Source organism: Desulfatiglans anilini DSM 4660 (genome assembly GCF_000422285.1).
Classification (GTDB): domain Bacteria; phylum Desulfobacterota; class DSM-4660; order Desulfatiglandales; family Desulfatiglandaceae; genus Desulfatiglans; species Desulfatiglans anilini.
Map to the genome: position 1 here is coordinate 92,807 of NZ_AULM01000004.1, position 17,675 is coordinate 110,481.

Sequence of the window (17,675 nt, forward strand, 5' to 3'; positions counted from 1 at the left end):
CGCTGCCCTCTATCGACCGATGGTGGTTATTGGCTCATACTCCCCGAAGACGCCCCGCAGCACATCGCAGATCTCACCGAGCGTGGCATAGGCCTTGACCGCCTCGAGGATCGGAGGCATCACATTGGCATCCGACTGCGCCGCACGCCTGAGCGCCTCGAGCGCCCCGGAGACCCGCTCCCTTTCACGGCGCACCCGGAGGGAGGCGAGCCGCTTTGCCTGGTCGTCCCGGACGACCGGGTCTACCCGTAGAAGATTGGCCGGCTCCGGCTCCTCGACCTGGAATCGGTTCACTCCTACGACAACCCGTGCGCCCTTTTCGATATCCTTCTGATAGCGGTAGGCGCTCTCCTGGATCTCACGCTGGATGTAACCCTTCTCGACCGCTGCCACAGCCCCCCCCATCTCGTCGATCTTCTGGATGTAGGCCAGAGCACGGTCATAGATCTCGTCTGTCAGGGATTCGAGGTAATAAGAGCCTCCCAGAGGGTCCGCCGTATCGGCCACGCCGGTCTCGTAGGCGATGAGCTGCTGCGTCCGGAGTGCGATGCGCACGGCCTCCTCGGAGGGCAGGCACAGGGCCTCGTCCATGGAATTCGTATGCAGGGATTGCGTCCCGCCAAGGACCGCCGCCATAGCCTGAAAGGCTACACGCACGATGTTGTTCTTCGGCTGCTGCGCCGTCAGGGTGCAGCCCGCCGTCTGGGTGTGGAAACGGATCATCATCGAGCGGGGATTCTTGGCGTTGAAGCGATCCCTCATGATGGTCGCCCAAAGCCTTCGCGCCGCGCGGTACTTCGCGACCTCCTCCAGAAAATCGAGGTGGGCGTTGAAGAAAAACGACAGCCGCGGACCGAATGTGTCCACATCCAGGCCGGCCTTGAGGGCGGCATCGACATAGGCGATGCCGTTGGCCAGTGTGAAGGCGACCTCCTGGACGGCGGTGGACCCCGCCTCACGGATGTGATAGCCGCTGATGCTGATCGTGTTCCATTGGGGGACCTCCCCGGCGCAGAAGGAAAAGATGTCCGTGATGATCCGCATGGAGGGCTTCGGAGGAAAGATATAGGTGCCCCTGGAGGAGTACTCTTTCAGGATATCGTTCTGGATGGTGCCTCTCAGATCGGACGAGGCGACCCCCTGCTTTTCCCCCACCGCGATGTACATCGCCAGGAGCACCGCTGCAGGCGCGTTGATCGTCATCGAGGTGCTCACACGGTCGAGTGGTATCCCCGCAAAAAGGGTCTCCATGTCCTCGAGGGAATCGATGGCCACCCCGACCTTGCCGACCTCCCCGATCGCCATCTCGTGGTCCGAGTCGTACCCGATCTGCGTAGGCAGATCGAAGGCCACCGAGAGCCCCGTCTGCCCCTGTTCGAGCAGAAAACGGTAACGCCGATTCGATTCCTCCGCCGTCGCGAACCCGGCGTACTGCCGCATCGTCCAGTAACGCCCCCGGTACATGGTCGGCTGCACACCCCGCGTGAAAGGGAACTCGCCCGGAAATCCACTCGTTTTCAGGTAGTCTTCCGCATCCTCGTCAAGGGGTGTGTAAACGCGTTTGACCGGTATCCCCGAGGTGTTTTCGAAAACGACCTTTCGTTCGGGGTGCTTTTGAACCATCTTCTCGACCTGCCCGTGCCATGCGTCGAAGGCCTCCTCGAGGCCTTCGCGTACCCGATTCTCCGTCATCGCAGTTTCTCCCCTCTTGTGCACTTCCCAGCAGGCTTCCGCCCGGAAAGGGACATTTGGCCCGATCTCGCCGTCAACCTGCGCAATTGCCTGTGCGGCGCATTCCCCGCACCCCTTCGCGCGAGCACTAGATTCTTTCGAGTTTGCGCAAGAATCCTCCTGTCCGATCTGACAACTGTTTCGTGTCCGAGGCCTCACTCCCGGACGGACACGGGTAAGGTTCGCCCTGCAAAAGGTCTCTTCGGTCGACCTCGTTGTCGATCCTCACGTCTGCCTGTGCGAAGATCTACAGCGCGCCTCCGCGCAACCGCTCGATTCCCTTGATATCGGCCGGACCGAGATCCGCCCCGAAGGGTGTGGATAAACCAGGACTCACCCCACGGGAGTGGAACTGAACACCGAGAGAGCACGCAAAAACCAGGCCCCGCCCCGACGGGGTGGACCTAAGCACGCAAAGCGTGTCAAAAACCGACCCTCCTTTCCGGATTTAAAGCTGGTTCGTGCTGCACGGTCATTTCCGCATGGATACCAGTAAACGGATACCAAATTACCCTCAAACACAGGAAAATTAACTTTATTTTGAAGATAAGACGACTGTCAAACAAATTTTGACCCCTTTCCTCTTTTCACCTTGACAAAGAATCGCGCCTTTTCTATAGCTAGTATCCATTCGGAGATGATTTCCCGATAGAATCCGGTTTCCAATCCAGAAATGAGGATTTTTTGCCAATATCAAGGAAATCAAGCGGTTGCGCGGAGGCGACCTGCAGGTCGCCGCACAAGCAAACGTGCAGATTGACGCCGAGATTGGCAAAAAAGACCATTTCTGGATTGGAAACCAGCTATCTACCATACTGAAAAGCGTATTGTCCGGCCTGCCAGCTTCTATCCGGCTTCGGCAGGGTGAAGCCGGCAATCGAATCTGCTGGTCATTTCGGTTACCCATCGGAATGACGGCAGCGCGCTTCGGGGGCAATGTCGGCGCAACATGCCGACATTACTTGTATTTACACATAGACGATTTCTTTGGCCCGGAGCCTGCCGGCTGGTCTGAGCTGTTTCTGGATGAAAATCCGTTCAGAAACTTTTTATCCCTTTGGGGCGAAGGAGCGGCTTTTTCCTCACAAGTGGCGCGGCTAGGGGAAAACCAGCCGTCGTTTTTGTTCGCCCATACTATTCAACCTTTAACAGACATTAGCAAGGAGAGGTCCCACTCATGTCAGTCAACGAAATCATGGACATGCTAAGAGGTATCCTGTATACCACCGGCGTCTTCAACTTCCAATGGAACATCGTCATCATGTGGGCCATCGGACTCCTGTTCGTCTGGCTCGCGATTGCCAAGAAATATGAGCCGCTGCTCCTGCTCCCTATCGGCTTCGGCATCTTCCTCGTCAACTTCCCGCTCGTTCCTCTCATGGGGCACAAGGTGGACGGGGCCCCCGAACTGCTCCAGGCCTTTTACCACTACGGCCTCGAATGGGAGATCATCCCCTGCGTGATCTTCCTCGGGCTCGGCGCCATGACCGATTTCGGCCCCCTGATAGCAAACCCTAAAGTTCTCCTCATAGGGGCCGGGGCGCAGCTCGGGGTCTTCATCACCTTTACGGGAACCGTGCTCGCAGGCTTTACCTTGAAGGAAGCCGCCTCGGTCGGCATCATCGGCGGCGCCGACGGTCCGACCACCATTTACCTCACACAGCATCTGGCCCCGCAGCTCCTGGGCGCCAACGCCCTTGCCGCTTATTCTTACATGGCCATGGTTCCTTTGATTCAACCCCCGCTTGTGCGTCTCATGACCAACGCGAAGGAGCGCCGGATCCGCATGCGACAACTGCGGGCGGTCTCCAAACAGGAGAAAATGCTGTTCCCGTTGGTGACCTGCGGCATCATCGCTCTGCTCGTCCCCTCGGTCATGCCCCTCATGGGAATGTTTATGCTCGGGAACCTCATGAAGGAATGCGGCGTCGTCGCCCGGTTGACGGAAACCGCCCAAGGGGCGCTCATGAACATCGTCACCATCTTTCTGGGAATCTCGGTCGGCGCGACCATGCACGCAGACAAGTTCCTCAGCTGGAAGCCGCTCTTCATCTTCGGCCTGGGTCTGGTCGACTTCGCGGTGTGCACCATCGGCGGTGTCATAACGGTCAAGATCATGAATCTTTTCCTGAAAGAGAAGATCAACCCGATCATCGGCGCCGCCGGCGTCTCGGCCGTGCCCATGGCCGCCCGGGTCGCGCAGATGGAAGGACTGCGGTACGACAAGACCAACCACCTGCTCATGCACGCGGTGGGCCCCAACCTGGCCGGGGTCATCGGATCGGCCGCGGCTGCAGGCATGTTTATCGCGATGTTCGACTAGTCTCCCGGGGCTTCTTCCGGAAATCGCGCCGTCAGATAAACCCCTGACCGTTTATTCATTCTAGGAGAGGATCACAACATGAAAAGGTTTCTCATTCTCGCCCTAATCACCTGCTGGATGCTGCCCGCGCTTGCGGGCGCCGTGGACTTTCTCGGGGCCCCCGTCGTCCCGGAGGCGCAGGAAGTCAGCAGGACGAAGAAGCGCCTTGAAATGCGGACCCCGATGTCCCATGACCAGATCATCGAATTTTACCGGAACGCCCTGGCAAACGAACAGGACATCAAATTCCGGGACTGGCCGGAGGCCACCTATATCGAAGATGACGGAAAGCTCCGCTGGCACTCGATCACCATCGACAAGAACCCCGGCCCTCAGGGAACAACGGTGGTCATCATGAAGGACAACTGGACCTGGATCACCGGAACGCTGATTCTGCGGTTCGTGGCGGTCTTCGTCGTGCTGCTCGTACTTTTCGTCGCCATGAACATCTCCGGGCGGATCATCTCGAGTGCGGTCAAGAAATCGGAGGGCAAAAAGGCATCCGCCTGACGCATAAACGCCCGGCCGTTAAACCCCGAGCCCTGCCTCCGGTTTCCTTCCTGAGCAGGGCTTGTTCTTTTCGGACCGACGTCTGTTTCCAAATCAAGGCGGGCAGTGCACGCATTGTGTGGGCTGTCGTCCATCCAGGGTCCGGCGATGCAAGGAACGGCGCGGGGGCCGCTTTCTCCACACCCTGCGGGCGCTCAGCTCCACCCCTGAGGGACGGCTCATCGTTTCACCCGTATCGAGGAAATCAATTCCGCGGCGGCTATCTGTGGGGCCGCCCACGGGCAACCGTGCAGGCTGACGCCGAGTTCGGCAGCAAAGACCGTTTCCGGATGGAAAAGTCGTATCTCTCAGCGCGGCTAGAGCGGGACGTTCCCGTGACGGCGCTCGGGGTGTTGCTCCCTCTTGGTCCGAAGCATTTCGAGCGCCTGAATGAGACGGGGACGGGTGTTTTCGGGAAAGATGATCTGATCGATGTAGCCGAGTTCCGCAGCCTTGAAAGGGCTCGCGAAATTGTTGCGGTAAGCGTCTACGAGGCGTGCCCGGGTGGATTCGGGGTCGTCGGATTCGGCGATCTCTTTTCTGAAGATGATGTTGACGGCCCCTTCCGGGCCCATGACAGCGATTTCCGCGGTGGGGTAGGCGAAATTCATGTCCCCGCCATGGTGCTTGCTCGACATGACGTCATAAGCACCACCGTAAGCCTTCCGCGTAACCACGGTGATCTTCGGGACCGTCGCCTCGCAGTAGGCATAGATGATCTTGGCGCCGTGCTTGATGATGCCGCCGTATTCCTGGGCTGTACCCGGCAGGAAACCCGGTACGTCCACAAAGGTCAGGAGCGGGATGTTGAAAGCGTCGCAGGTTCTCACAAAACGCGCGCACTTCATGGACGCATCGATATCCAGGCAGCCTGCGAGAAACATCGGCTGATTGGCCACCACCCCGACGACCTCCCCGTTCAGACGCCCGAATCCGACCACCATGTTGCGGGCGTAGTGCTGCTGCACCTCCATGAACTCATGATCATCGAGCACGTTGACGATGATCTTGTTCATATCGTAGGGGACCCTCGGGTTGGTCGGCACAACGGTGTTCAAGGTCTTGTCCGACCGCTGCGGATCGTCATGGCACAGCACCGCAGGGGGGCGTTCGCGGCAATTCTGAGGCAGGTAGGAGAGCAGGGCCTTGACACGGTCAAGGGCGGCCTGGTCGGAGTCTTCCGCAAAATGGGCGACGCCGCTCCGGGTGTTGTGGGTCATGGCTCCACCCAACTCTTCCGGCGTCACCTCTTCGGATGTCACGGCCTTGATCACCTGGGGCCCGGTAATGAACATATTGCTGGTCTTCTTGACCATGACGACGAAATCGGTCAACGCCGGCGAATAAACAGCCCCCCCGGCGCAGGGCCCCATGATGACGGATATCTGCGGTATCACCCCAGAGGCCCAGACGTTGCGCTTGAAGATTTCCCCGTAGCTGCCCAGGCTGACGACCCCTTCCTGGATGCGCGCACCGCCCGAATCGTTCAGTCCGATGACCGGAGCGCCGTTTTTCAGGGCAAGGTCCATGATCTTACAGACCTTTTCCCCGAAAGGTCCGCTCAACGACCCTCCGAAGACCGTAAAATCCTGCGAAAAGACAAAGACGAGTCTGCCGCCAATCCTGCCGAAGCCTGTCACCACGCCGTCACCGGGGATCTTTTTCTTGTCCATACCGAAATCGTGGCAGCGATGGACAACAAATTTATCCAATTCCTGGAAGGAGCCCGCGTCAAGGAGATACGCAATGCGCTCCCTCGCGGTCATTTTCCCCCTTGCGTGCTGTTCTTCGATGCGCTTCAGCCCGCCGCCCAACTCGGCCTCAGAGTTCCGTCGCTCGAGCTCCTTGATTTTGTCTGCTATCTCCATCAGTCGCCCCAATGAATCTCGATCACAGCATCAAGTCTTATTTACGGCCCTCTGGACGGGCAACGCTCGTCTTTTGTCAATGGTTCAAGGCATATGCAGATCTAAGCGTGGCTATTCGATGACCACCAGAACGGTACCGGCCTCGACTGCGTCGCCTTTCTTGCACTTAACCTCCTTCACGGTCCCGCTCGACTCCGCGACCACTGGAAGCTCCATCTTCATCGCCTCGATGATCACGACCTCATCGCCTTCATTCACCGCGTCGCCGGGTTTGACTTTGACTTCCCAGACATTTCCGCCCATGGGAGCAGCTACTTCACTCATTTCAATCTACCTCCTCGTTAAACATGATTGACTCATCTCTGTCCAATTCAACAGAAACATACCTCCCGCGTACCACCCGCCTCATGTGGCACCCTTCTGCCGTGCAGGGGCGGCCGCGACCAACGATGCAACTCAAAGCACATAAGATTTCAATCTTTTGATCCATTTCATAAAGCCGTCATATAACATCGAACAGACACCCCTTGTCAAGTACAATGTCGCTGCCGCGCCGCGCCCGGGAGGGCGGCGGATGGCTCCCGTGCCCCTCCCTGACGATCATCGCGCCGGCCTCGGGATGACAGCGGGCACTGGTGGAGCAACCCCCTGCGACAGACCGCTTGACACAGGCCTTTACTTTTTCTAGTTTCCTCTCAGAAAAGAACTTTTCGATCCAACGTGCGACAGCCGGCGGGGATACAGCCGGCCAGAAATGAGGGTGGCATGCCGGCATTCCGATGGGTGGCTGAAACGAGCAGGGGAAAAACGATCCGGGGAGAAATCGAGGCGGTGGATGAAAAGATCGCCCGGCGGCAGCTGAAAAGGCGCAACCTGACCCCTGTCAAGATCAAACCTAAACCCAAGGATTTATTTGAAAACCTATCGTTCCTGCAGCCGAAGGTAAAAGCCAAGGATCTCGTGATTTTCACACGGCAGTTTTCCACGCTGCTCGATTCCGGCCTTCCCCTGGCGCAGAGCCTCGCGCTTCTGACCGAACAGACAAGCCATAAAACCCTCAAGGGCATCCTCAAACAGATCGGCAACGATGTCGGAGGCGGCCTGAGCCTTGCCGAGGCGTTCAAAAAGCACCCCAGGATCTTCAACAGCCTCTATGTCAACCTCATAGCCGCGGGGGAAACGGGGGGCGTCCTGGATACCATCCTCCAGCGCCTTGCCGCCTACGTCGAGAAGGCTGAAAAGCTCCGCTCCACCATTCGGGGAGCCATGGTCTATCCGGCCGTGGTCGCCGCTGTGGCGGTCATGGTCATCGCCGTTATTCTGGCATTCGTCATACCGGTCTTCGAAGACCTTTTCGCAGGAATGGGAGCCGGTCTCCCCGCGCCCACGCAGTTCGTCGTCGACCTGAGCCGCTTCACCAGAGACAACGCAGGGCATATCCTGACCGGCATCGTGCTTCTCATCGCGGTCTTCAGCCGTTATCGGAAGACCCGTCACGGACGGACGGTAATGGATGCACTGGCCCTCAAACTCCCTGTCATCGGGCTGTTGCTGCGCAAGGTCGCCATCGCCCGGCTGTCCCGGACCCTCGGCACGATGATTTCGAGCGGGATTCCGATCCTCGATGCACTCGATATCGCAGCAAGGACCTCGGACAACGTCATCCTGGAAGAGGCCATCAGCGACGTGCGCACAGGGGTTATCGAGGGGAGGAGCATCTCGGAGCCTCTGTTGGAAAGCGGTCTTTTCCCCGGGATGGTGGTTCAAATGGTCGCCGTCGGCGAAGCGACAGGCGCCCTGGACACTATGCTCGAAAAGATCGCCTCCTTTTACGACGAGGAGGTGGATGCCGCCGTAGCCGCCCTGACCGCTGCGCTCGAGCCGATGATGATCGTCTTCCTCGGAGGCGCCGTCGGTGGACTTGTCATTGCAATGTATCTGCCGATATTCAGGATGGCAGCCTTCATAGGATAAATCCTGATATGACCCTCACCATTCAAGACACTGCACCTGCTCCCCAAAACTCAAAGAAAGGGCCTTATGCTGTCCGAACCTGAAATCCGGCGCCTGCTGACTGTCAGCCGGCCCAGCCGTTATATCGGCCACGAAGTCAATATCGTCCGCAACCCCCCCGAAGAGATCGAGGTCTGCGTCGCGCTGGCCTTTCCAGACGTATACGAAGTGGGCATGTCCCACCTCGGTCTGAAGATTCTCTATGACATCCTGAATCGGCTGCCATGGCTCGCTGCGGAGCGGGTCTTTTCCCCCTGGCCGGACATGGAACGGCGTCTACGGCAGGAGGCGACCCCCCTTGCGACGCTCGAATCCCGGCGGCCTCTCCACACCTGCGATGTGGTCGGCTTCAGCGTTCAGCACGAACTCTGCTTTACCAATATTCTGAACATGCTCGATCTGGCCGGCATCCCCTTCAGGGCGGCGGAGCGCAAGGCACCCGCCCCCCTGGTCATCGCCGGAGGGCCCGCCTGTTTCAACCCCGAGCCGATTGCAGCGTTTTTCGACCTCATCGTCATCGGCGACGGTGAAACCGTCACCCCCGCCATCTGCGATGCGATCCGCGACTGGAAGCGGTCGGGATCCGAATCGAAGGAAGAACTCTTGCGCCGCCTCAGCGCCTTCGAGGGGGTTTACGTCCCGGCCCATTTCGAGCCGCATTACGGCCCTGAAGGAAATCTCGAGGCGATCGAGCCGCTGCAAGCCGGGAAGGCGTTCGTGCAAAAAGCGATCGTGCCCGACATCGAAGCGATACCCTATCCGGAAGAGCAGCCGGTCCCTTTTACCGAGCTTGTTCATGACCGTCTCGCCATAGAAATCGCCCGCGGGTGCACACGAGGCTGCCGCTTTTGCCAGGCCGGCATGATTTACCGCCCGGTGCGCGAGAGGCAACCGGCAACCATCTCCCGCATCGCGGAAAAGGCTCTGAGCCTGACAGGCTACGACGACCTCTCGCTCCTTTCCCTCAGCACCGGTGATTACAGCTGCATCGAGCCGCTGCTCATCCACCTCATGGACCAGCGCGAGAAGGACAGGATTTCCGTCAGTCTGCCGTCCCTGCGGATAGACAGCTTGAGCCCCTTGTTCATGGAGCAGATCAAGCGGGTACGAAAGACCGGCTTCACCCTCGCGATCGAGGCGGGCAACGAACGGCTGCGCCGGATCATCAACAAGGGCCTGACGGATGAAGACATTCTGCGGACGGCGCATCTCGTCTATCGGGCGGACTGGAACCTGATCAAACTCTACTGCATGATCGGGCTTCCGTTCGAAACCGACAGTGATCTCGAGGATACGGTGAAACTCGCGCGTGAGATCGCCGCCATCGGCGGAAAGCAAAGCAGGCGGAACCGTCTGAACCTGAGCGTTTCGACCTTTGTCCCCAAGGCGCACACGCCGTTCATGTGGTGTGCACAGATCCCGCTCGATGAAGGTCGCAGGCGTCTGCATTTCATACAGGAAAGTCTGCGCCGCGGCCCGGTCAAGGTGAAATGGAATCAGCCCGAGATGAGCTGGCTCGAAGGGGTCTTTTCGCGCGGCGACCGCCGGCTGACGCGCTCGATCGAGGCCGCATGGCGCAAAGGCGCCCGCTATGACGCCTGGGCCGAACACTTCAACCCGGCGATCTGGCGCGAGGCCTTCGCGGAAACGGGGATCGACCCGAACCTCTACACCGAAAGGGAGCGGGGTCTGGACGAAATCCTGCCATGGGATCACATCCGGAGCGGCGTGAGCAAGGCCTACCTCAAACAGGAATGGCGCAGGGCCGCAGAGGCCCTGCCAACCCCGGATTGCCGCCTGGGTTGCCTCGAGTGCGGGGTCTGTGACCATGACGTCGTCGATCCGGTCTTCGCCAAGCCCTGGTCGCCGCCCCCCGTCCCCTCCGCCCATGCCTCACCCGCCAGGACCGCGCCTGCAAGGTACCTCATCACCTACAGCAAGACCGGATCAGCTGCCCTGCTCGGGCACATGGAGTTCTCACGGGCCTTCCAGCGCGCCTTCAGACGGGCGCACATCCCGCTCCGGTTCTCCCAGGGATTCCACCCTCTGCCCAAGGTGACCTTTACCACCGCCCTCCCGTTGGGAACCGAGAGTTTCGATGAGACCATGGTCATCGAAACCGACGGGTGGCTCTCCATCGACCAGGTTACGACCGAACTCAACCAGAGGCTTCCAGACGGGATCACGATCAAAGGGATACGGAAACTCGACAAGGCCTCGCCGATCCCCAGGGTCAAAAGCAGCCGGTACCGGATTTCCTTCGAAGAGCTCGAACTGCGCAGAAGCCGGCTGGATGATTTCTCGGCCCGTCGGCATTTCGAGGTTGTCAAAAAAACAAAAAAAGGCGAACATGTCCTGGACATCCGCCCTCTGATCACAACGCTCGAGTTTTCCAACCTCAACCAACTGGAACTCGTGATCCTCCACCCGGAGGGACCGCAGATACGTCCCGTGGAAGTCATCCAGTCCGTCTTCGGTCTGACCGATTCGGAATCCGCGCACCTCCACATTCAGAAAATCGAGCAGGTTTTGATGTAAACCTTCTTACCGGCAACCTCTGGAAAACGGATCCTATGGCCAATGAACTGATCATCAATGCCCGTCCTCACGAAATACGCGTGGCCCTCGTCGAGAACGGCGTCGTCGTCGAACTGCATATCGAGCGAAGAACCGGGCAGGAGCTGATGGGGAACATCTATCGCGGGCGGGTCGTCCGCGTCCTGCCAGGCATGCAGGCCGCCTTTGTGGACATCGGCCTCGAACGGACCGCCTTTCTTTATGTCGCCGACGTCCACAAGGACTTCTCCGACATGGAGAAGCTGATGCTCCAGTGCCCCCAGGAAAACCACGAAGAGGACGGCGAAGAAGCAAGCGACCAGCCCCTCTCCACCATGCATCCCCCTTTCCGCCCTGTTTACCAGATCGAAGACCTGCTCCATGAGAACCAGGATATCATCGTCCAGGTTTCCAAAGAGCCTCTGGGCAACAAAGGCGCGCGCCTGACCTCCCATATATCCATCCCTGGAAGGCATCTGGTCCTGATGCCTATGGTCAACCACATCGGCGTATCGCGCCGCATCGAGGACAAGGAGGAAAAGGCGCGCCTCAAAGAGATCATCAACGAGATCCGCCCCGCGGATTACGGCTTCATTGTGCGGACAGTCAGCGAAGGCGCCGGCAAGGAAAAGCTCAAGGCTGAAATGGATTTTCTCCTCAAACTCTGGTCGAACATCCAGGCCAAGGCGGAAAAGGGGTCCGGACCCAGGCAGCTCTACAAAGACCTGTCGATCTCGCTTCGTTCCGTGCGGGACCTGTTCACCCGTGAAGTCGACCGCCTTGTCATCGATTCACGTCCGGAGTTCGAAGGCGTCATGGAGTTCATCGAAACGTTCGCCCCCCGGCTGAAGTATTCCGTCGAACTCTATGAGGGCACCGATCCGATTTTCGATGCCTTCGGGATAGAGATGGAGATCTCGCGCGCCCTGGAGAAAAAGATCTGGTTGAAATCAGGCGGCTACATCGTCATCGAGATGACCGAGGCCTTGACGGCCATCGACGTCAACACAGGCAGTTACGTGGGGAAACGCAATCTCGAGGAGACGATCCTGAAGACCAACCTGGAGGCCGTCAAAGAAATCGCTTACCAGCTCCGCTTTAGGAACATCGGGGGTTTGATCGTCATCGACTTCATCGACATGGAAAAAGCGAGCAGCCGCGAAAGGGTTTTCCTCGCCCTGAAAGAGGCCTTGTCCAAGGACAGGGCGAAATCCAACATCCTCCAGATCTCGGAGCTCGGGCTGATCGAGATGACCCGCAAGCGCACGCGTGCCAACCTCAACCGCCTCCTGACCGAGCCCTGTTTTTACTGCGACGGCCGAGGCACGCTGAAATCGAGGACAACGATCTGCTACGAGATCTTCCGCGACCTCGAACGGGACTGCAGGGCCCTGAACGAGGAGGGTCCTGTACAGGTGCTGGTGCACCCCGATATCGCCAACGTGCTCAGGGAAGAGGAACAGGAATCCATCATGGATCTGGAAAGGAGGATCAACCAGAGGATCGTCATCATCCCCAAAGAGGGGTTTCATCTCGAAGACTACGAAATCAGTTTTTGATCCTCCCTTTCAGCCACTTCTGTGGGCCTTCTTGATCCTGACCAACCCCTCCTCGATCTCCGCTTTCGTAAAGGTCTTCTGGCAGCGCGTGCACTGATAGATCTCTTCGATCAGCTTGTCATAGATCAGCTCATCGGAAAAATTGACGCCGTGGAACCGGAGCGAGAAGTTGTACACGAGCTTGAAATCCTTTCCGGCACAGCTGTCACACACAAAATAATCCTGGATATTCTCTTCCATGGTAATGCCCTCCCCTGCCGGCAAGGCCTCGCGAACCTCCGTTGTACACCTTTGGCCGCCTGCTCACCGCCGACGATATGAACGTGTCACCCTCCAAGAAGGCCCTTCACGGGATCTGAACCGTTCCGCCCGCCTGTACGGCAGAGCCAGACGATCCTGCTACCCGGAACGGCTGAATCGTTCGGCTCACCGCCCCTCGATCCCCGTTGCAACTCACGAAGCTTCCTGCCACCGAAGGCCTTCTCCGGATGGGATCCGGGTTGTGCCGGGAAATCATCTCCGCATGGACGCAAGCTGAAGAACCAGATTCGACGTGGCTTTATAGCGCTTTTTGGGCTTATTGACAACGATTTTTCCGGCGCGCGACCCCACGTTCTTCGGCGCGTCCTGCAGCGCGGGAGCAACGTCCAACACGGGCGCAGGGAAGGGGCGGAAGATCCTGGAAGGGGTGGCATCCGCTTTTCCACAAGAGGACCGTTTAATCCGGCTCCATTTTTGTGGTAGGATTATTGGCGGCTCGAAAAATCGCCCGCCCCGAAGATCGCTTCCGTTTGGACACCCTGGCGGTGCTCGTTCGACACAGCCTCCAGGCCCCAAGTGCCCTCGAGGCGACCGGAGCCCTTTGAGGCCGACTTCGCGACTTGGCCGGAAAGCGGGCCGGCGAAGCACCCTGGCAACCGCCCCGACGGGCCAAATCCGCCCGGTCGATGCAAAACAGACATTCAGGGGCTGTTATCGAGCCTTGTCCTTGTAGGCGTCTCCGGCCCTGAGAGCCCGGAAGCATTTGCGGATGGCCTGTTCAGCCTGACGAAATCCTCCGATTGGGACTCAAGCAGCGATGCTCACCATCTCTCGCATACATCAAAAAACATGGCCTGCGCTCCTGACGGTCTGCCTCACGCTCGTCATCTGGCTCGGCAGCAAGGCCTATTATGAAGACTGGTTCAGCGACCCCTTCAAATACCCGGCAAAAGCGGCTTCCCTGGGCGCCACCATCCTGATGTGCTGGTGCGTCGTTCTTTCGACGCGGCTGCGCCCGATCGAAGCCTTCTTCGGAGGTCTGGACAAGGTCTACCAAGTGCACAAACGGATCGGACGCTGGGCCTTTTTTCTGATCGTCCTGCACCCGATCTTCCTCTCGGCCCACAATTTTCCGGATTTCCTCGTTTTTCTGCAGGAACTGGGATTTCTCGAGCCCTTGGGGGACCGTTATCTGTGGGGGCACAACGTCGGGGTCGCCACCTTTCTCATGATGGCGGGTCTGATGAGCCTCACCTTGTGGCTGAAGATCCCCTATCACCTCTGGAAGATGACCCATGAGTGGTTCGGAGGGGTTTTGATCCTGGCTGCGGCTCATGTGCTGATCGTCAACCGCGACGTCACCACCTATCCCCTCCTCAGGATCTGGGTCTATGGTTTTCTTGCGCTCGCCCTGGCAAGCTTTGTCTACACCCGTTTTTTTTATCGGTTCTATGGACCCCGGTTCGACTACACCGTCTCTGAAATCGCAAAACATGGGGACGTGATCCAGGCGACCCTCCGTCCGGTCCAGGAGAAAATGGAGTTCAAGCCCAGCCAGTTCGTCTATCTCGTCGTGCGCAAGGAAGGCATCACCCCGGAGCCGCATCCCTACTCAATCGCCTCCGGCTACAATCCCCGCAACCGGATCAAACTCGGCATCAAACAGTCGGGGGACCACACACGCTCCCTCGACCGGCTCGAGCGCGGGGATCCTGTCCTTCTTTACGGCCCCTACGGGCACTTCAGCGACCGGTTCCTATCGGGTGTAGGGGACTGCGTCTTCATCGCCGGCGGCATCGGCATCACACCGTTTCTCGGGATGTGGCATGTGGCGCTCCACTCAGAAGAGCGGCTCGATCCCCGGGAGGCGCCCGAACAGCTGAGGCGGATGCACCCGGAACTGATCAGGACATGGAGGAGCCCCGTCGTTTCCCTGTTCTACATCTGCCGAACGAGGGGTGACGCGAGCTTCGATGAAGACATCCGGCAGGAGGTCGCCATAAGCCGTTTCCACGGATTCAAGGCCTTCGAAGAGCGCGGGCACCACTACGAATGCTACATCACGTCAGAGCAGGGCAGGATTACGGCCGCTTATGTCCGTGAGCGGGTCAAGGGGGGTCTGCAGGATAAAAACATCTTTCTCTGCGGCCCTTCCCCCATGGTCGCCTCCTTCGTTGAACAACTCTCAGCCCTGGGAGTGCGGGCTAGGCAGATAATCGTCGAAGACTTCAATCTGCTTTGAGCGGCGTCAGGACATTCACAGGCATGCAGTTTTACGATGAGGGGGCCGAGGAAGCCGGCGCAGACAGATCAGAAGGGTTCAGACGCCATCATAACGGTTTCGTGAAGGCGGAAGACCGGCGCAGTCTGAAGGAATTTGAAAAACTGGAGCCACCGTGCGGAATCGAACCGCAGACATCCTCATTACGAGTGAGGTGCTCTACCAACTGAGCTACGGTGGCCCACATCGATCGTATAACATACTTGCTTTTTAAACCGATGTCCATTATTTTTTCCGCCTGTTCCGGCTTTTCCGCGCCGGTCCGGCGCCGTATCTTTTTGCATCACCCGGAAAGAGGCACCTCATGAAAACGCCCAAGGACTACATCATTTTTCCCCTGGACCTCCCCGATTACAAACAGGCCCTCGCCATGGTCGACCGGCTTCGCGGCCACGTTGGCCTTTTCAAGGTGGGCCTGGAGCTTTTCATCGCCGAAGGCCCGAAAGTCCTGGAAGCCATCCGGAGCCGCGGCGGGGCCGGCATCTTCCTGGACCTCAAGCTGAACGACATCCCTGCGACGGTCAAGCGGGCACTCTCGGCCGCCGCCCGCTATCAGCCGCGTTTCGTGACCATCCACGCCGAGGCCATGGACCCCATCCTCGAGGAGATCCCCGACGATATCATGGGCTCGACCCGCATCCTGGCCGTGACCGTTCTGACCAGCCTCCATTCGGACAAACTCATCCGCTTCGGCTGCGATCCCAGGCTTGCAGCAGACATCCCGGCCCTCGTGCTCATGCGCGCCAGGGCGGCCAAAGAGGCCGGCTGTCATGGGGTGGTCTGCTCCGGACAGGAAGTGCGTGCGATCAAGTCTGCCTTCGGCCCCGGTTTCATCGCCGTAACACCGGGGATCCGGCCTGCCTGGTCGATCGTGCCCGGCGACGATCAAAAGCGGATCGTCACGGCCTCCGAGGCCGTTCGACTTGGAGCGGATTACCTTGTGGTGGGGCGCCCCATCCGCGATGCGGCGGATCCGGCCGAAGCGGCCGACAGGCTGGCGGAAGAAATCGCCTCAGCGCTTTGACGTCAGCTTATCCCGATGCACAGCCATGAGGGTCACCATCGCCTTGGCCGCCAGTCGCTCCACTCCCTCGGCGCGGTCGTAGACCTCCGATTCGGCGATGATGACCTGCCTGCCCCCGCGAAGCACCTTTGAACGGCAGGTCAGGCGGTCACCGTAAGCAGGCCTCAGAAAATTGATCTTGAACTCGATGCTGAGGATCTGAAATTCGGGCGGTACGATCGTAAAGGCCGCATAGCCGGCTGTATGATCAGCCATGGTGGCCATGAGGCCCGCATGGATGAATCCGTCCTGCTGCCGGTGGCAGGGCGCGATCTCCACCTCCGAGCAGAACCTTCCGGCCGAGGCCTCACGCGCCTTCAGATGGCAGTATTCGATGAAGCCGCGCTCGAAATCCCTCATCAGAAAGGCGGCACGCTCCGCCGATATGTCCCCCTTCATAGACCGCCCTCAGCGCAAAGCGCCCTGATCACCCTGGACCGGGGCGCTTCAAACCCACATGCAGATGGACGCCGGGATGACCAAAAAAGACCATCTGCGGAAGAAAAGGCACTTGCCCCTATCCGTTGAATGATCCTTCAGTCCCACCCGGTCTCGAATCCGGAAATGAGGATTTTTTGCCAATATAAAGAAAACTAAGCGTATGCACGGAGGCGATCTACTGGCCGCCGCTCAAGCAAACATGCAGATGGACGCCGGGATTGGCAAAAAAGACCATTTCCGGAAGGGAGTGCGTTTACTTGCCGAGCTGCGCCAGGAGATCCGCCGAGACCTCCTTCACCCCGGGGCGCCCGTCCAGTTCGACGATCCGTGGTTTGCCGCCGCGCTCGGCCGACAGCTTCTTGTAGAAGAAAATGGCCGCCATCGTCCCGGTCTTCTCATCGTAATAGATGTTGTGGCGTTGATCGATGGCTTCCTCGTCCTGGTCATCGCTGCGGGTCTTGAGGTCTCCGCCGCAGACCCGGCACTTGTCCCCGTTTGGCTTGATAGCATCGATGAAGATGTTGTTCGGGTGGTTGTTGTCGTTGACGCACAGGCGCCGTCCCATGATGCGGTTCTTCGCGATCTGCCGGTCCAGAACCATTTCTATCACGATATCGAGATCGATTCCTTCTGCGCTCAAGGCCTTGTCGAGTTCCCGGGCCTGCGTGAGGTTGCGGGGGAAACCGTCCAGGAGCCAGCCGTTCTTGCAGTCGGGTTCCTTCAACCTGCTCAGGATCATGGGAATGGTAATGCTGTCGGGGACCAGTTCCCCCCGGTCGATGTAGCCCTTGGCCTCTTTGCCGAGGTCCGTCCCGCGGCCGATGTTGTCTCGAAAGATGACACCCGTCTCGATGTGGGGAATCCCGAACTTTTCCTTGACGATGGCGCCCTGCGTACCCTTTCCGCTGCCGTTGGGACCGAAAAAAAGTATCTTCATTCTTTTCCTCTCCTTTTCACTGTAATTTGGGGCTCTCACACTACGATCCACCCC

Annotated in this window: 13 protein-coding genes and 1 tRNA gene; 7 read left to right on the forward strand and 7 right to left on the reverse strand. The window is 58.9% G+C overall.

What is annotated here, in order from left to right:
• Positions 1 to 9: 9 nt before the first annotated feature.
• Positions 10 to 1,623: an acyl-CoA mutase large subunit family protein gene (locus H567_RS0106035; RefSeq protein WP_208598337.1), complete on the reverse strand. Its 1,614-nt coding sequence runs from the start codon at positions 1,621 to 1,623 to the stop codon at positions 10 to 12.
• 1,285 nt (positions 1,624 to 2,908) lie between these two features.
• Here H567_RS0106035 and H567_RS0106045 point away from each other — a divergent pair.
• A complete protein-coding gene (locus H567_RS0106045; RefSeq protein WP_208598333.1) occupies positions 2,909 to 4,054 on the forward strand; it encodes a sodium ion-translocating decarboxylase subunit beta in 1,146 nt (381 codons plus the stop codon).
• 78 nt (positions 4,055 to 4,132) lie between these two features.
• A complete protein-coding gene (locus H567_RS0106050) occupies positions 4,133 to 4,603 on the forward strand; it encodes a hypothetical protein (protein ID WP_028320716.1) in 471 nt (156 codons plus the stop codon).
• 356 nt (positions 4,604 to 4,959) lie between these two features.
• On the opposite strand, the gene H567_RS0106055 is transcribed toward H567_RS0106050, so the two are convergent.
• Entirely contained in the window at positions 4,960 to 6,510 is a 1,551-nt protein-coding gene (locus H567_RS0106055) for an acyl-CoA carboxylase subunit beta (protein WP_035253526.1), read from the reverse strand.
• A 111-nt stretch (positions 6,511 to 6,621) separates the two neighbouring features.
• A complete protein-coding gene (locus H567_RS0106060) occupies positions 6,622 to 6,834 on the reverse strand; it encodes a biotin/lipoyl-binding carrier protein (RefSeq protein ID WP_028320718.1) in 213 nt (70 codons plus the stop codon).
• Positions 6,835 to 7,275: 441 nt separating this feature from the next.
• Between H567_RS0106060 and H567_RS0106065 the strand changes: the two genes are divergently transcribed.
• The 3 genes from H567_RS0106065 to H567_RS0106075 all read left to right on the forward strand — a co-directional run bounded on the left by H567_RS0106065 (position 7,276) and on the right by H567_RS0106075 (position 12,638).
• Positions 7,276 to 8,484 carry a type II secretion system F family protein gene (locus H567_RS0106065; protein ID WP_028320719.1) on the forward strand — a complete coding sequence of 403 codons (1,209 nt, stop codon included), beginning with the start codon at positions 7,276 to 7,278 and terminating at the stop codon, positions 8,482 to 8,484.
• A 66-nt stretch (positions 8,485 to 8,550) separates the two neighbouring features.
• The gene (locus H567_RS0106070) at positions 8,551 to 11,061 is read left to right on the forward strand and encodes a TIGR03960 family B12-binding radical SAM protein (protein ID WP_028320720.1); all 2,511 of its coding nucleotides are present in this window, start codon (positions 8,551 to 8,553) and stop codon (positions 11,059 to 11,061) included.
• A gap of 35 nt (positions 11,062 to 11,096) precedes the next feature.
• Complete coding sequence (locus H567_RS0106075) at positions 11,097 to 12,638, forward strand: Rne/Rng family ribonuclease (RefSeq protein WP_028320721.1); 1,542 nt, start codon at positions 11,097 to 11,099, stop codon at positions 12,636 to 12,638.
• Positions 12,639 to 12,647: 9 nt separating this feature from the next.
• Here the strand turns inward: H567_RS0106075 and H567_RS0106080 are convergent, their stop codons facing one another.
• On the reverse strand, positions 12,648 to 12,878 hold the full coding sequence (locus H567_RS0106080; protein WP_028320722.1) for a hypothetical protein: 231 nt from the start codon (positions 12,876 to 12,878) through the stop codon (positions 12,648 to 12,650).
• Between the two features lie 838 nt (positions 12,879 to 13,716).
• Here H567_RS0106080 and H567_RS0106085 point away from each other — a divergent pair.
• Positions 13,717 to 15,141 (forward strand): ferredoxin reductase family protein, encoded by a 1,425-nt coding sequence (locus H567_RS0106085; RefSeq protein WP_028320723.1) that lies wholly within the window; start codon positions 13,717 to 13,719, stop codon positions 15,139 to 15,141.
• 144 nt (positions 15,142 to 15,285) lie between these two features.
• Here H567_RS0106085 and H567_RS0106090 read toward each other — a convergent pair.
• Positions 15,286 to 15,361 (reverse strand) — tRNA-Thr (locus tag H567_RS0106090).
• A gap of 123 nt (positions 15,362 to 15,484) precedes the next feature.
• On the opposite strand from H567_RS0106090, the gene pyrF reads away from it, so the two are divergent.
• Positions 15,485 to 16,204: an orotidine-5'-phosphate decarboxylase gene (gene pyrF, locus H567_RS0106095; RefSeq protein ID WP_028320724.1), complete on the forward strand. Its 720-nt coding sequence runs from the start codon at positions 15,485 to 15,487 to the stop codon at positions 16,202 to 16,204.
• On the opposite strand, the gene H567_RS0106100 is transcribed toward pyrF, so the two are convergent.
• Together H567_RS0106100 and H567_RS0106105 are read right to left on the reverse strand one after the other, a co-directional pair.
• Positions 16,193 to 16,642, reverse strand: coding sequence for a PaaI family thioesterase (locus H567_RS0106100; protein WP_028320725.1), 450 nt, complete (start codon positions 16,640 to 16,642; stop codon positions 16,193 to 16,195). The two genes, pyrF and H567_RS0106100, sit on opposite strands and share 12 nt — an antisense overlap.
• 295 nt (positions 16,643 to 16,937) lie before the next feature.
• A complete protein-coding gene (locus H567_RS0106105) occupies positions 16,938 to 17,621 on the reverse strand; it encodes an adenylate kinase (protein ID WP_028320726.1) in 684 nt (227 codons plus the stop codon).
• Positions 17,622 to 17,675 lie beyond the last annotated feature (54 nt).